This is a genomic window from Nocardia sp. NPDC004654, from assembly GCF_040609595.1.
Lineage (GTDB): Bacteria > Actinomycetota > Actinomycetes > Mycobacteriales > Mycobacteriaceae > Nocardia.
Genome location: NZ_JBEXKI010000010.1, coordinates 152,877 through 167,970, shown reverse-complemented (window position 1 = coordinate 167,970; position 15,094 = coordinate 152,877). Strand labels below are relative to the sequence as shown.

Genomic DNA, 15,094 nt, shown 5'->3' with positions numbered 1-15,094 from the left:
ATACGCACTTTTCCCGAGGTGATCGAAGAATTCAGGTGGACAACGTCTTTCACGCGCTAGCCTGGACCGCATGCCATTGAGCCAGGACGAGCGTCAGCGATTTCTCGCAGAGCCGCACATCGCGGCGTTGGCCGTCGCGGCGGGCCAGGATCGCGGCCCGCTGAACGTGCCGATCTGGTATCAGTACGCACCCGGCGCCGAGGTGTGGGTGCTGACCGGCCCGGAGTCGGCGAAGATGCGGCATATCAGGCAGGCGGGCCGCTTCAGCCTGATGGTGCAGCGGCTCGAGCCCACGGTGCGTTACGTCAGCGTGGAGGGGCCGGTCACCCGGATCACGCCGATGACCGACGAACTGCACCGCGAGATGGTCGCCCGTTACCTGCCGCCGGACAAGGTCGACGCCTACCTGAAGGCCGCCGAGGCGTACGGCGAGCAGGTCGCGGTGTACATGCGACCCGAGCGGTGGCTGTCCGCCGACCTGGGCGACCTGTCCGCGCTCTAGACAGGGCCTGGGCGCGCGAGTTCAGTACCGGCCCTGGAGATAGTCGACCAGGTGCTGGCGTTCGGTCGCGAGTTCGGAGATCGCGCTCTTGACCACGTCGCCGATGCTGACGATGCCGATCAGCCGGTCGTCCACGACCACAGGCAGATGCCGGATCCGGTGGTCCGTCATGATTCGGCGCAAACTGTCGACGTGGTCGTCGGGCGCGCAGGTGCGGACCTCGACGGTCATGATGTCCGCGACGGGCGTGTCCAGCAGGTCCGCGCCGAGTTCGTGCAGGCGGCGCACCACATCGCGCTCGGAGACGATGCCCGCGATCCGCATGCCGTCGGGGGACACCACCACCGCGCCGATGTTGTGCTCGGCCAAAGCGGCCAGCAGGCTCCGCACCGTCGTGTCGGGCGGAACCGTGGCGACGTCGCTACCTTTCCTGCGCAAGATCTCCGCGATTCGCATACTTTTCACCATCCAGACTCACGGGGTTCCAGGATCGCAAGTTCGGCAGCGGGTGACCAGCACGAATCCGCATCGTTGCGCGGGCGATATCTACAAACGCCGCGCCACGCTGCGGTCGAGGTCCCTGGCCAGCAGGGCGATGGCCGCCTGTGAGATGCCCGCCGAGGTGGCGAGGTCGATGGTGGTCAGCTGTGCGATGCGGCGCAGCCGGTAGTCGACGGTGTTGGGATGGACGTACAGCTGGCGCGCGGTGAGCTGGCGGTTCATGTCGTTGCCCAGGTACGCGCGCATGGTGTCGAACAGTTCGGGGTGCGCGTCGAGCGGGTCGAGGATGGTCGCGATCCGCCGGGCGGCGGGCCCGCCGCGGGTGAGCTGGTATTCCACGGCCAGGTCGGACATCTGATACAGCCCGGCGGCGCGGCCGCCGACGCGGACCAGGTTCAGCAGTTCGTGGGCCTGCTCGGCGGAATCCGGGATCCGATCGGTGTCGCCGACGACGACGGTGGCGGTGAGCGGCACCTCGGCGCCCGCGGAGAGGGTGTCGAGCAATTCCGCGGTGAGCGCGGGGGTGTCCTCGCCGAGCGGAATGAGCAGCGTGCCGCCCTTGGTGGAGAGCAGGGCGAGCGCGCGCGAGCGGAAGACCGTGGCCAGCGCGGACTGTAGTCGGCGTAGCTTGCGGCGGGCGGCGACCTGCGCGTCGACTCGCGGGTCGCGCTCGTCCGGATGCTCCGGCACCGAGAGCGCCACCACTTGGTACGCCTCCGCGATCGGGATGCCCGCCTGCCTCGCGAGCGCGGAACTGCCGCGACCGCTGAGCAGGGCGGAGGCCAGCGTCTGCGCCGCGGTCTGGTGCTCGCGGGCGACCAGGTGCTGCTCGTCGACATAGGCGTCGGAGACCGCGGCCGTGATGACCTCGAGCAGTTCCAGCATCAGATCGGTCGCGACGATCAGCTCGTCCACGTCGTCGGCCTTGGCGCCCTCGGTGACCAAACCGAAGGCGATGCGCAGGCCCTCGTGGTAGGCGCGCAGGATGGTGCCGAGCGGGACGGCCTCGCGCGCCCACTGCGCCGCGACCTCCCTGACCTCGCCGAGCTGGGCGTCGTCGGGCACCGTCCGGCGATCGAACATCTCGGCCGCCAGCGCGAGGCAGAAGCGCGTCACCTTGGTGACGTCGCCGCGCATCTGCTCACCGGGCAGCGTGCGGCACGGCGCGACGCAGGTCGCGAAGTACCCCACCATGCGCGAGGCGACCCCGTCGGTGTTCTGCAGGGGCACCGATGCCGGCTGTCCGCCTATTTCGAGCGCCGTTGCGGACGTGTCGGCGGACAGATCCAGCGCGGTGAAGGTCATACGTAGTGCTCCAGTGCCACATCGGACGAAATAGAACTGCGCCCGAATCGTTGCATCACTATACGAAACGGTTATGGGCAGGGGGAGGGTTCGGTGAGATACGTTGCATCGCACCACCGTTGTGCATAGTTCCGAATGCAAGCTTCGAAATCGCGGTGACCGGCGAATCCGCGCTCGGATCGGTTGCATCGGCGTCGGCGTATCAGACGGCCGCAGTCGATCGCGCCGATGTGTAAGCCCTCGGAGTCGCCGCGCCCCGCCGCCGAGCGCGGCGGACCTATGAAGCGGGCGCGTTTCGGTTCTCTGACTCTCCCGCGGGGATGTCCGGTCGACGCCTCGCTGGTGCGCGGCGCCGACAGGCTCCCGTGCGGCGGCCGAGTCGTCGGCGCCGGGGATGGCTCGCTGCCGAGCCGGACTCTATCCCCCTCCGTCTTCCATTGCGGCGCTGTGGATTTCGCGTTCTATCGCCACCGCCGCATAGTGCTGTCCGCAGGCACGCAGCTGGGCGATGCGACGGTGCACTGCCTCGGTGCCGTAGACGGCGGCGATATCGGCGACGCCGAGTCGGCGGGAACGATGTAGCGACTGATCCATGGGAAAGACCTTCGGGCGGTAGCGAGGAGTCCTCGTGGCAACGCTGGCACGGGCTCGGTGAATCTCCTCTGTTTTCGGGCCGAGTGTAGGTCCGTGTTCGATACAGATGCAAGTACAGATGCGCGAACATCGCTGTGCGATAACGGTTTTGACAACGCGCCGTGATCTTGGACGGCCAACTGTCTCGGCCAGCGGCCCTCGTAGCGCATGGCGTGTGATCCGGGAGTGGACCTTCTCGTCGACAGTGGCGTGGATGCGCCGCCTCGACCGTCGCGCCCTCTTGTCTCGAAACCGTTGTTGGCCGCGGATCGCGGTGGTACCGTCCAGACACGTGTCCAGGTATCTGTCTCAACGGTTGTATCCGTCGGAACGGTCTGGGCGAACCCGTTCTCGAAATCGAGGTGTGTGATGACAGCCAGGGTGTCCGTGCCCGGCGAGGGGAGGGCGCCGTGAAGATCTCCGTCGACCTCGACCTGTGCCAGGGCCACGCCGTCTGCCAGTCCGAGGCGCCCGACGTCTTCGCCGTGCCCAAACGCGGCCAGGTGGAGATCCTCGAGCCGAGCCCGGACCCGGAACTGCGCGAGGCGGTCGCGAGCGCGATCCGCTACTGCCCGACCAGGGCCCTCTCCCTCGCCGACGACGGCGAGACCGACGACGCCGCGAAAGGTGCACACTGATGGCCGCTTACGACCGCGCCGAGCTCGACGAGATGATCCGCCGCTGGATCGTCGAGAACCAGCGCTGCGAGGAGAAGGGCGACTGGAAGCCGCTCGCCGAGATGTACACCGTGGACGCGACCTACGGCTGGAACTACGGTCCGGCCCAGGAATTCATGGCGGTCGGACGCGACGAGATCCGCGATATCGCGCTGGGACAGGAGATGTCGGGCCTCGAGGGCTGGACCTACCCGTACCAGGAGTTCGTCGTCGACGACCGCAGCGGGACCGTGATCGGTTTCTGGAAGCAGGTCGCCGACGCGCAGCGCCCCGACGGTCGTCCGTACAGTCCGGAGGGCATCGGCGGCAGCTGGTTCCGGTACGGGGGCGGTTTCCAATGGTCCTGGCAGCGCGACTTCTTCGACTTCGGCAACGTCTCGGCGTTGTTCCTGGAGATGATCACGAACAACGCGCTGACCCCCGGCATGCAGCAGCGCATCGCCCGCTCGACCTCCGGCACGCCGCTGCCCGGCTGGTACCGCGTCGGCGAAGCGCCCGCCTCGCTGTGGTGACGGCGATGAGCGCGATACCAAGCCGCTACGCGCGGTTCTCCCGGCAGACGTTGGCCGCGCTGGTACCCGAACTGCTGTTGTGCGGGCACCTCATCGACCGTTCCGGCATGGCGCACTCCATCGCCGCGTTCGGCAGAACCGGCATGGCGGAGGTGGCCATCGAGGAGTGGCGGCTGGCCAGTCCCGTGTACACCCGCAGGATGCAGCGGGCGCTCGGCTTCGCGGGCGACGGCGTGGCGACCATCTTCAAGGGGTTGCAGCTCGACATCGGCGCGCCGCCGCAGTTCATGGACTTCCGCTTCCGGGTGGACGACCACGAGCACGGCGAATTCTGGCTCGACCACTGCGGCGCGCTGGCCGACGTCGAGCCGATGGGTGAGGACTTCGTGGTGTCGATGTGCCACGACATCGAGGACCCGACCTTCGACGCGACCGCGCTGGCGACGAACCCGCACGCGCAGGTCCGCCCCATTCACCGCCCGCCACGGCGGCCCGCCGACCGCCGACCGGTCTGCGCCTGGCGGGTCACCATCGACGCGGCCAACGAACCGCCGCCGATGCCGCGCGACGCGGCCGTGGTGGCCGAGTCCGCCGCCGCGCGAACCGTATTGGCGCCCATCGATCCCGCCGACGACGGCCGGTGCGACTACGCCGGACCGCTGCTGAGCGACCTGCGTTTCGCGGACTTCTCGCATTCGGCGCTGGTGCGCATGGCCGAGGAGGTGTGTCTCCAGCACCATCTGCTGACCCTCGGTTTCCTGGTGGCCGTGCGGGCCAAGGCCGACGCGCCGGCCGCGACGGAGATCGCGCGCAAACAGTTCACCGGCATCGCCGGACTCACCGCCGACCGCATCCGGCGCTGCCTGCGGCTCGGCGACGACGCGGACGCCCTCGCCACCGTGCTGGCGGCGCATCCGGCGCTGAACCCATTGCCCTATACCGGCATCACCCTCTACGGCACGGACGACACTGTGCGCCTGCGTATTCCGCGCGACAGCGGCGCGGGCGCCGACGGCGCGTGGCCCGCGCTGCTCGATCCCGAGCACCTCGCGCCGCTGGACGCGCTGGCTCGGGCGGTGAACCCGCGCTGGTTCGCCACGGCCGTCGACGGCGACGACGGTGTGCTGACCGTCGATTTCGAACTCGCCGACCAACCGTTCCGCGAGGCCGCCGAAGTCGCCATCACCCGATTCAGCACCGGCGCGGACTTCGCGTTCACCGATCGCGGAAAACCCTTGCCACTCACCGTGGTGTGACGGCCGACGAGCGAGACACCAGATGGCCAACAACTTCGCCGACCTCTTCGAGCACGCCGTCGACGCCATGCCGGACCGGACCGCGGTACTACAGGGCGAGCGTCGCGTGCGCTTCGCGGAACTCGACGCCAGGGCCAATCGGTTGGCCCACCACCTGGCATCCTCCGGCCTCGGGGCGGGCGCGCACATCGGATTCCAGATGCACAACAGCGTCGAGACCATGGAGACGTTGATCGCCTGCTTCAAACTCGCCGCCGTGCCGATCAACATCAACTACCGCTACGGCCCCGCGGAACTCGCCTACGTCTACGACAACGCCGACCTGGACGCGCTGGTGTACCACGCGTGCTACTCGGAGGCGGTGCGGGAGGCCAGATCTCGGGTTCCGCGCGTGCGGTACGCGCTGCGCGTCGAGGACGACACGGTCCACCCGGCCGACGACGGCGCTGTGCTGTCCGAGAGCGCCGTGCCGTACGAGAGCGCGTTGGCGAATCGTCCGTCGGCGCGGCCATCCGTCCCGCGCGGACCCGACGACCTGTTCATGATGTACACCGGCGGCACCACCGGCCTGCCGAAGGGCGTCATGTGGCGGCAAGAGGACATGTGGCGGGTGCTCGGCGGCGGCATCGACTTCTACACCGGCGAACCCGTGGCCGACGAGTATCAGCAGTCGCGCACCGGCGCCGCGGGCGACCCGAGCACCTGGTTCGTGCTGCCGCCGCTGATCCACGCCGCGGCGATGATGCCGACCTTCACGGCGCTGTGGTCGGGCAACGCGGTGATCTTCCAGCGCCGCTTCGACCCCGACGCCGTCTGGGCGGGGGTGGCCAGGCATCGGCCGCAGGTGCTGGTGATCACCGGCGACGCCATGGCCCGTCCGCTGATCGACGCCTACCGGCGGCGACCGGTCGACGCGTCCTCGCTGCTGGCCATCGCCTCGGGCGCCGCCCTGCTCTCGCAGGCGATGAAGAACACCCTGCTGGAGACGTTCCCTTCCGCCGTGGTGTCCGACTCCATCGGATCGTCCGAAACGGGCTTCGGCGGAATAGGTTTCGCGCAGAAGGACGACGATCCCGCGCGCGGCCCCAGGGTGCGCACCGGTCGTGGCGCGGTGGTGGTCGACGACGACGGACATCCGGTGCCGCTCGGCGCGGAAGGCTGGCTGGCGAAGACCGGCGCGGTGCCGCTCGGGTACTACAAGGATCCCGGCAAGTCCGAACGGCTGCTCCAGTCGGTGGACGGCGCGCGCATCGTGGTGACCGACGACCGGGCCCGCGTCGAGGACGACGGCACGGTGACCCTGATCGGGCGCGGCAACATGGTGGTCAACACCGGCGGCGAGAAGGTGTTCGTCGAAGAGGTCGAGGGCGTGCTGAAGGCGCACGCGCAGGTCTACGACGCGGTGGTGGTCGGGGTGCCGCACGAGCGCTGGGGCCACCAGGTAGCAGCGGTCGTGGCGGGCACCGAACCCGGCCGGATCGATTTCGGTGCGCTGGAACACCACGTCCGCGACCATCTGGCCGGTTACAAGGTGCCCAAACAGATCTGGGTGACCGAGGTGATCGTGCGCTCACCGAGCGGCAAGCCCGACTACCGCTGGGCTACCGACTACGTCGCGGGCCGCGCGCCCGATCACCGATCCACGTGAACCGGGTCGCTCTGCGCCGCAGGGCATTCCATCCCAGGAGGTAGACATGACCGCAGCGTCGTTGCCCGCGGGTTTCGACTTCACCGACCCCGCGCTCTGGCAGAACCGCAGCCCCGTCGAGGAGTTCGCGCTGCTGCGCCGCACCGCGCCGGTGTGGTGGAACGCCCAGCCCGACGACACCTCGGGCGGATTTCGCGACGGCGGATACTGGGTGGTGAGCAAGCTCGCCGACGTCAAGGAGATCTCGCGCCATCCGGAGCTGTACTCCTCGCAGCGCAAAGGCGCCATCATCCGGCTGCCGGGTGACATCACCCCGGAGCAGATGGACCTCACCGGCGCGTTGCTGGTCAACATGGATCCGCCCAAACATTCCAAGATTCGCCGGATCGTCGCCAAAGGATTCACCCCGCGCGCGGTCGAGAGCCTGCGCGCCGCGCTGACCGAGCGCGCCGAACGCATCGTGCACGCCGCGAAGCGAACGGGCGGAGGCGATTTCGTCCAGCAGGTGGCTTGCGAGCTGCCGCTGCAGGCGATCGCCGAACTTCTCGGTGTGCCGCAGGAGGATCGGCGCAAGGTCTTCGACTGGTCGAACCAGATGCTCAACTACGACGATCCCGAATACGGCGATCCGACCGTCGCCTCCGCCGAAATCCTCGGCTACGCGTGGAACATGGCCGAGCAGCGCCGCGCGTGCCCGGTGCACGACATCGTCTCCGAGCTGGTGCACGCCGACGTCGACGGCGAGGCGCTGGCCTCCGACGAGTTCGGCTTCTTCGTGATCCTGCTCGCGGTCGCGGGCAACGAGACCACGCGCAACGCGATCACGCACGGCATGAAGGCCTTCGTGGACAACCCGGAGCAGTGGGAGATCTACCGCGCGAGCCGTCCGCGCACCGCGCCCGACGAAATCGTCCGGTGGGCCACTCCGGTGACGGCCTTCCAGCGCACCGCCACCGAGGACGTGGTGCTCGGCGGGCAGCGCATCCGCGCCGGGCAGCGGCTCGGATTGTTCTACAGCTCGGCCAATTTCGACGAAGACGGGTTCACCGACCCGTTCACCTTCGACATCCTGCGCGATCCCAATCCGCATGTCGGCTTCGGCGGAACGGGCACGCACTATTGCGTCGGCGCGAACCTGGCCCGGCTGGAGATCGACCTGATGTTCAACGCTCTCGCCGACGCCATGCCGAACCTGCGCCAGGTCTCGGATCCGGTGCGGCTGCGGTCGGGCTGGATCAACGGCGTCAAGAGCTGGCAGGTCCGCTACGACTGAGACGGCGACACTCGAACGGCCGCGACTCGCCGCCGCGGCCGTTCGAGCGTGTCCGTCGGAGTGCCGATCCGAACCGCCCCGGCATTCACCCGTTCTGCCGGAGACCGCGCCTGCGGTAGCGCACCCGGCAGGGCTGCTGCAGCTGCACCACCATCTTCGAGTGGTCGTTGCGGTAACTGTCCGAGGGCTGGGCCATCTCGAACTCCCAGTCCCGCAACAGGATCGAGAAGATCGCCTTGAGCTGCATGAGCGCGAACGCGGCTCCCACGCAGCGGTGCTTGCCCGCGCCGAACGGGATCCACGTCCAGCGGTTGACGATGTCCTCCTGGTTCGGGTCGATATAGCGGCCCGGATCGAAGGTCTCGGGATCGGGGAAGTCCTCGGGCAACCGGTTCGAGATGGCGGGCGTGGCGGCCACGTGGTCGCCCTCGGCGATGTGGTGACCGCACACCTCGAAATCGCCCCTGGCCACCCGCATCAGGATGATCAGCGGCGGATGCAGTCGCAGTGTCTCCTTCAGCACCGCCTCCAAGCGTGGAATCTGGCGCAGCGCACCGAAACTCACCGGCGAACCGTCCGCGTACAGCTCGTCCAGCTCGGCGACGACGTTGCCAAGCAGCTCGGGGTGGCGGAGCAGCTCGATGACCGTCCACGCCGCCGTGCCGGAGGTGGTGTGGTGACCGGCGAACATCATCGAGATGAAGATGCCGGTGATCTCGCTGGCGCTGAAGCGCGGTTCGCCGTTCTCGCCGGGCACCGAGACCAGCACGTCGAGCATGTCGCGGTCGCCGCGGTCGGCGGGACGGGCGGCCCGCTTGTCCATGATTCCCTGGACGAGCTCGACGAGGGCGGCGCGGGCCTCGTCCCTGCGGCGGAAGCTTTCGATCGGCGCGTAGGGGTCCACATAGGCCAAGGCGTCGGTGCCGCGCTCGAGTTCGTGATAGAGATGCGCGAACCTGCCATCGAGTTCGTCGCGGAATTTCACGCCGATCAGGCAGGCCGAGGACGTGTAGATGGTCAGCTCGGCGAAGAAGTCGAGCAGGTCGATCTCGCCCTCGTCGCCCCAGCGCGCGAGCATCCGCTCGACCTCGGTGGCGATCGTGGCCGCGTGCCCGCGCATGTGCTCGGCGCGCAGCGCCTGGTTGTGCAGCATCTCCTTGCGGCGTTCCGGGCTGGCGTCGAAGACCACCCCCTCGCCGAAGATCGGCTTCATGAACGGATAGGCCGCGCCCTGGTCGAGATCCTCGTCGCCGGATCGGAAGAAGAACTCGTTGGCTTCCGCCCCGGAGAGCAGGACCACCCGCTTGCCCGCGAGTTCGAAGGCGCCGATATCGCCGCACTCGGCGCGCACCCGGCGCATCAGCGCGATCGGGTCGGAGCGGAACTCCTCGAGATGTCCGTGCTCGTGCTCGCCGCCGGAGACGCGCTGTGGTTTCACCAGAGTCATCGGAAATCCTTCCACAGATACCTGTCCAGACATATGCTGGACACGTGTCTGGACAGTACTACTGTCGACCGGACGCGAGCAAGGGATTCGCGGTCGCGTGATCGCGCGCAGGGCCCTCTCGAAGGGGTGAAGAGTGGACGCACGGCAACAGTCCTCGCGGGGGCGCTTCCCGATCCTGTGGGCCACCTGGGCGACGGTGCGGCTCAAATTCGCCGGGCTGGCGTTCGTTTCGATGATCGCGGCGGTGGTGCTGCTCGCCATGTCGATGTACGCGGGCCGGTTCGAGTCGACGGCGACGGTGCTCGTCGACGCGCCGCGCTCGGGGCTGGTGCTCGATCCGGACGCCGCGGTGCGGATGCGCGGCGTGGAGATCGGCCGCGTCGCCGCCGTGGAACCGCACGCCGACCGGGTGCGGCTGCGGCTGGAGCTGGATCCGGAGTCGCTGCGGATGGTCCCGGAGAACGCCCTCGTCGACATCCGCTCGACGACGGTCTTCGGCGCCAAATTCGTGCGCTTCGTGCCGCCTGCCGCGCCGTCACCGCGCCCGCTGGCGCCGGGGGCGGTGGTCCGGGCGGAATCGGTGACCGTCGAGTTCAACACCTTGTTCCAGCGGCTCTCCACCGTGCTCGCGAAAGTAGAACCGGGGCAATTGAATTCGGCACTGGCCGCAGTGAGCGCCGCGTTGCAGGGTCGCGGTGAGCGGCTCGGTGATCTGCTGGAGCGCGCGGATGTCACACTGCGCCAGCTGAATCCGAGCCTGCCCCAGCTGGCCCACGACATGACGGCCACCGCCGAGGTCACCGAACTCTACGCCGACACGGCGGGGGAGTTGCTGCGCACGGTCGACAACGCGACCGTGACCGGCGCGACGGTCGCGGACCGGGCCGCGGATCTGGACGAAATGCTGCTCAACGTGGTGGGTTTGGCCGAGACCACCCGCGCGGTCCTCACCGAGACCGAGCAGCCGATGGCGACGGCGCTGCGGCTGCTGCGCCCGGGGAGCGCGCTGCTGAACGAGTACCGGCCTGCGCTGCGCTGCGTGGTCAACGGCGTCGCCGCGATGATGCCGTTGGCGGAGACGATATTCGGCGGCATGGTGCCGGGAGCGGTGTTCAACACCAACTTCATGCTGGCCTCGGAACCGTACAAATATCCGGAGGACCTGCCGAAGGTCAACGCGACTGGCGGTCCGGACTGTTCCGGCATCGAACAGCGCGCACCGGGCGCGCACGCGGACTACGTCGTGACCGACACCAGCGAGGGCGCGTTGTTCGTCCCGTCGACCAGCGCCCGGCTGCACGCGGATCCGCCGACGGTGTTCGAGATCTTCTTCGGTGGGCTGCCCGGCGTCGCCCGCCGGTGAGGAGCCTCAGCCGTCCAGCAGGTGGGGCAGGCCCGCGCGATAGCGCTCGGCGTCGACGCGTTTGGCCTGATCGAAGATCGGCAGCGAGACCAGCGGGAAGATCGGCGCGCGCGGGCCGGGGTCGTCGGCGGCGTCCATGATCGCATTGGCCACCGCGCGGCCGGATTCGTTGGCGCCCTCCATGGTCGCGAGATCGATGCTGCTGCGCACGTGGTCGCCGCCGAAGAACAGATTGGGGACGGCGCAGTGCGCCTCCGGCCGGTGATCGTAGGAGCCGACGGTGTTGACCAGCAAGGGTGTCGCGTTGTCGATCACGCCACCGCGCCAGGTGATTCCGGGATCGAGGTGCCAGGAGCGCACGTCCTCGTCGCGCAGCCAGCCCGTCGCGGTGTTGAGCCATTCCTTCAGTTGCGCCCACACTTCCGCGGCGATCTCCTCGCGGCCGCATTCCTTGGCCGGTCGGCCGTAGAGCACGCCGGGGGAGTCCCAGTCGGAGATGTCCACCGAAAGACATTCGCGCACCGCGCCGTCGCCGTAGCGTGCGGCGAAATCGCCCACCCACATGGGCGCTTGGCGCAGCGCGGTGAGCGCCCACGGCGAACCGAGCGCGGCGATATGGCCTTCCGGCAGCTCGGTCGGGCGGGTGAGGTAGTACTGGATGCCGACCATCCAGTCGGTGTGGAGCCGGTGCATGCCCGCCAGTCGCGGATCGGCGTCGAGGATCCGGTCGCTGAGCAGCGGGAGGGTCCGCTCCACCGGCATGGCGCAGACGTACCAGTCCGCGGTGACATTCTCGGCCGTGCCGTTCGCCCCGCGGACAGTCGCCGACACAATGCGCCCGCCACGCAGTTCCAGTGCGCTCGCGCCCCTGTTCATGACGAAACGGACGCCGAGCGAACGCAAGTAGCCGACCCACGGATCGATCCACGCCTCGTTGGTCGGCCGGTTCAGGATGCGGTCGATGCCCGCGGCGTATTGCGGAATCGCCCCGGTCGCGGCCAGCACCAGCGCCTCGCCGATCGTTCCGATGGTGCGCGCCGAGCTGACGTGCGGTTTGGCGGCGACGGTGATCCGGGTGAGCGCGTTGACCAGGTAGTCGCGATAGGCGGGCGACTTGCCCTGGGCGTGCAGGATCTGTTCCCAGGTGACGTACTCCCACTGCCCGTAGCGCCGCTCCGCGCAGGAGGTGAACCACACCGTCATCTGTTTGGCGAAGAACGCCAGTTCCCACGGCGGTAGCTCGGGGACGAAGCCGAACGCGCCGACGATGGTGTTCTGCAAGCGTTGCGGTGTCAACTGATCGATCGCCCCGAGCTCGACGGGCACGAAAATCGGTGGGCGCCCACGGAACCCGGCGACCGTGCCCTCCACCCGGACCAGGTTTCCCGCGACACCGTCAAGGTTCCCGGGAAACGGAATGCGCCGCATCGTATCCGGGATGTTCTGGTAGCAGCCGGGAAAGAAACGAAAGCCGTGCTCGCCGGGCAGATCCAAGCGTCCGCCGACGCCGGTGCCCGGCACACCCATGCTGCGCGCCTTGCCGCCGAGAAACGCGGGCTCGTACACGGTGACCTGGTATCCGCGTTCGGCGAGCTCGTGCGTCGCGGAAAGTCCCGCGACGCCGCCGCCGAAGATCGCCACCGATCGTCCGGGCGCGGGCGTCCGCCGCGCTCCCGCTGTGGCGGTGGCTGTCGAAGCGGTCGCGGCTAGGCCGACACCCGCGGCCACGGCGCCGCGCAGAACCTCGCGGCGGGTGAGAGAAAGGCCGGAAGGCGGTCGCTTGTCACGCATGTCGTTCTCCTGAGCAGGTGGCGGGTGCGAGAGCGTGGTGGGCGCGCGACTGCCACCAGTCGGCGGCGGTGTCGCGGGCCTCGTGCAGGAGATGGGTCAGCACCGGACCGACCGATGGCCAGGCCTCGCGCAGCGCGCCGACGGCCAGCGCCGCCGCGAGCGCAGGAGTGAAGACGTCCTTCGGATCCCTCGTGCGCGAGAAGATCGCGGTGACCGCCTGCGCCAGCTCCGGGGCGCTCGTCGCGCGGCGATAGAGCTGAATCTCCAAGGGGCTCATGGCGGTCCCGCGGGCCAGCCGGTTGGTCCACTGGTAGATGCCGAGGCAGTCGGCGAGGCGCTGGGACTCCCAGGCGCGCAGTGCCGCGTCCAGCCGCTGCGGCTCGTGCAGCACCGGGGCGGCGAGTTCGCCGAGACGTCGGCCGTAGTGCAGCGCGTCCCGAATGCCCTGGGCGGTCACCGGATCCTTGAAATGCCCCGCGTCGCCGGGCAGGGCCCAACCCGGGCCGCTGGATCGGCGGAAGTAGGAGAGCAGCCCCGTCGCGGAGCGGACGCGACCGACTCGCTCACACCCCGCGAGCCTGGTCGCCAGCCCGGGAATCCGTTCGATCGCTTCGCGATAGCGTCGGTCGGCGCCGCCGGGACCGGGACGGTCCGCGCTCGCCGGAGGTTGCACCAGGGCGAGCAGAAGTCCGTCGTCGCAGGGAAAGGCGGTGCCCAGATCGGGACCGTCGCGCCACTGCGCGGCCACCTCGCGCCATCCGGCCGCGGTGTCGCGCCAATAGGCGAAGTAGCAGTCCCGTCCGCTCGGTGCGGACAGCCGGGGACCGGACGTCCCGGCCAGCCGGGCCACCGTGCTGCGCCGTCCGTCGGCGCCGACCACGAGGGCAGCGCGCAGCTCACGGGTACCGGAGGCGTCAGAGTACCTGACACCCGCGCATCGTTCTCCGCGCCACAGCAATTCGCCGACACGGGCACCCTCGCGCAAGTCCGCGCCCGCGTCGACCGCGGTGGCCGCGAGCGCGGCGTCCAGGCCAGTGCGGCGCACACACAGCGCGTAGTCGACGCCGTCCACCGGCGCGAACGGCGAGCGGATGGTGTAGCCCGCGCCCGCCGCGAAGGCGGTCCGCAGCGGCGGCGCTCCCAACGCGGTGACGCGATCGAGCGCGCCGAGACGCGCCAATTCCGCGACACCGCCGGGCCACAACAGGTGTGTGGAGAGCGTGTCCGAGGGAAATCGGGTCGCCTCCAACAACACGACCCGCACGCCCGCCCGTGCGAACGCGGCGGCCGTCGCCGAACCCGCGCAGCGGGCGCCCACCACGACAACCTCGGTGTCCTCGACCGGAATGGCAGGGGCGCCAGGCATTTTCGAACCACCTCGGTCACAACGTCTCGGACACAGTGTCCGATCGATGGTGCGACTCGTCGCGCCCCGGTGTCAACGCCCGCACGGCAGAATGGAACTCGTGAATCCCTCCGGCGAACGATCGCGGCGGCACCTGGCCGTCGGCCTGCGTGCGGGTGGCGGATGCCTTCGCTGACGAGAGCCCCGAAGAACGCGCGCAAGCCGGTCGACGACCGGCGGACGGAGTTCGAGCGGCGCGTCCTGCGCGCCGTCGAAGAACTGCTCGCCGACGGGACGCCCTACACCGAGATCGCGGTGCACAAGATCGCCGCCGCCTCGGGCGCGGCGAGATCGACCTTCTACCGCTACTTTCCGGACAAGAGCCAGCTACTGATCCGAATGGCCGAACTGGCCACCGCGGACCTGTTCGACGCGGCGGAGACGTGGTGGCGCGCCGACCACGGCGACCACCGAGCCGGGGTGGTGCGCGCGATCGGCAGCATGATCGCGGGGTTCCGCGACCATCGCTATCTGCTGCTGGCACTCAGCGAAGTCGCCGGCTACGACCGGGACGTGGGGCGCTATTGGAGCGGTCGGGTCGCGGCCTTCGTGGACGTGGTGCGGACTCGGCTCGAGGCGGATCGCGCCGCGGGGCGGATCGATTCGGCCGTCGATTCGACCGCCACGGCGTTGGTGCTGACCGCCATGGTCGAGCGATCGATCACCGCCGCCTTCGCTGCGAATTCGGTCGTCACGGATGCCGCGCTGGCCGAGTCCTTGGGGCGAGCCATCTGGCTGGTCGTCTACGGTGACGCGCCCTGCGCGTGAGCGGCGCACGAAA

14 protein-coding genes are annotated in these 15,094 nt (G+C 69.1%); 8 read left to right on the top strand and 6 right to left on the bottom strand.

Annotated elements, in window-relative coordinates; translation table 11 throughout:
- The first annotated feature begins 70 nt into the window (after positions 1-70).
- The gene (locus tag ABZV58_RS30255; protein WP_355003592.1) at positions 71-502 is read left to right on the top strand and encodes a pyridoxamine 5'-phosphate oxidase family protein; all 432 of its coding nucleotides are present in this window, start codon (positions 71-73) and stop codon (positions 500-502) included.
- A gap of 21 nt (positions 503-523) precedes the next feature.
- Here ABZV58_RS30255 and ABZV58_RS30250 read toward each other — a convergent pair whose 3' ends face one another.
- The 3 genes from ABZV58_RS30250 to ABZV58_RS30240 all read right to left on the bottom strand — a co-directional run bounded on the left by ABZV58_RS30250 (position 524) and on the right by ABZV58_RS30240 (position 2,902).
- On the bottom strand, positions 524-958 hold the full coding sequence (locus ABZV58_RS30250) for a CBS domain-containing protein (RefSeq protein WP_355003591.1): 435 nt from the start codon (positions 956-958) through the stop codon (positions 524-526).
- A 90-nt stretch (positions 959-1,048) separates the two neighbouring features.
- On the bottom strand, positions 1,049-2,308 hold the full coding sequence (locus ABZV58_RS30245; RefSeq protein ID WP_355003590.1) for a helix-turn-helix domain-containing protein: 1,260 nt from the start codon (positions 2,306-2,308) through the stop codon (positions 1,049-1,051).
- 417 nt (positions 2,309-2,725) lie between these two features.
- The gene (locus ABZV58_RS30240) at positions 2,726-2,902 is read right to left on the bottom strand and encodes a hypothetical protein (RefSeq protein WP_355003589.1); all 177 of its coding nucleotides are present in this window, start codon (positions 2,900-2,902) and stop codon (positions 2,726-2,728) included.
- 449 nt (positions 2,903-3,351) lie between these two features.
- Here ABZV58_RS30240 and ABZV58_RS30235 point away from each other — a divergent pair, with 449 nt between their 5' ends.
- Genes ABZV58_RS30235 through ABZV58_RS30215 form a run of 5 tightly spaced genes read left to right on the top strand, consistent with a single transcriptional unit; the run spans position 3,352 to position 8,307 of the window.
- Positions 3,352-3,579, top strand: a complete 228-nt coding sequence (locus ABZV58_RS30235; RefSeq protein ID WP_355003588.1) for a ferredoxin — start codon at positions 3,352-3,354, stop codon at positions 3,577-3,579.
- On the top strand, positions 3,579-4,130 hold the full coding sequence (locus tag ABZV58_RS30230) for a nuclear transport factor 2 family protein (RefSeq protein ID WP_355003587.1): 552 nt from the start codon (positions 3,579-3,581) through the stop codon (positions 4,128-4,130). The genes ABZV58_RS30235 and ABZV58_RS30230 overlap by 1 nt, the downstream gene beginning before the upstream one ends.
- A 5-nt stretch (positions 4,131-4,135) precedes the next feature.
- Positions 4,136-5,386, top strand: coding sequence for a hypothetical protein (locus tag ABZV58_RS30225; RefSeq protein ID WP_355003586.1), 1,251 nt, complete (start codon positions 4,136-4,138; stop codon positions 5,384-5,386).
- Between the two features lie 22 nt (positions 5,387-5,408).
- Positions 5,409-7,034, top strand: coding sequence for an acyl-CoA synthetase (locus tag ABZV58_RS30220; RefSeq protein ID WP_355003585.1), 1,626 nt, complete (start codon positions 5,409-5,411; stop codon positions 7,032-7,034).
- A 46-nt stretch (positions 7,035-7,080) separates the two neighbouring features.
- On the top strand, positions 7,081-8,307 hold the full coding sequence (locus tag ABZV58_RS30215; protein WP_355003584.1) for a cytochrome P450: 1,227 nt from the start codon (positions 7,081-7,083) through the stop codon (positions 8,305-8,307).
- A gap of 85 nt (positions 8,308-8,392) precedes the next feature.
- Here ABZV58_RS30215 and ABZV58_RS30210 read toward each other — a convergent pair whose 3' ends face one another.
- Positions 8,393-9,754, bottom strand: coding sequence for a cytochrome P450 (locus ABZV58_RS30210; RefSeq protein WP_355003583.1), 1,362 nt, complete (start codon positions 9,752-9,754; stop codon positions 8,393-8,395).
- Between the two features lie 133 nt (positions 9,755-9,887).
- Here ABZV58_RS30210 and ABZV58_RS30205 point away from each other — a divergent pair, with 133 nt between their 5' ends.
- Positions 9,888-11,117 (top strand): MCE family protein, encoded by a 1,230-nt coding sequence (locus ABZV58_RS30205; protein WP_355003582.1) that lies wholly within the window; start codon positions 9,888-9,890, stop codon positions 11,115-11,117.
- Positions 11,118-11,123: 6 nt separating this feature from the next.
- Here the strand turns inward: ABZV58_RS30205 and ABZV58_RS30200 are convergent, their stop codons facing one another.
- Together ABZV58_RS30200 and ABZV58_RS30195 are read right to left on the bottom strand one after the other, a co-directional pair.
- Positions 11,124-12,908, bottom strand: a complete 1,785-nt coding sequence (locus ABZV58_RS30200) for an FAD-dependent oxidoreductase (protein WP_355003581.1) — start codon at positions 12,906-12,908, stop codon at positions 11,124-11,126.
- Complete coding sequence (locus ABZV58_RS30195) at positions 12,901-14,274, bottom strand: FAD-dependent monooxygenase (protein WP_355003580.1); 1,374 nt, start codon at positions 14,272-14,274, stop codon at positions 12,901-12,903. Before ABZV58_RS30195 ends, ABZV58_RS30200 begins: the two co-directional genes overlap by 8 nt.
- Before the next feature lie 162 nt (positions 14,275-14,436).
- Here ABZV58_RS30195 and ABZV58_RS30190 point away from each other — a divergent pair, with 162 nt between their 5' ends.
- Positions 14,437-15,081 carry a TetR/AcrR family transcriptional regulator gene (locus ABZV58_RS30190; protein WP_355003579.1) on the top strand — a complete coding sequence of 215 codons (645 nt, stop codon included), beginning with the start codon at positions 14,437-14,439 and terminating at the stop codon, positions 15,079-15,081.
- The last annotated feature ends 13 nt before the right edge of the window (positions 15,082-15,094 follow it).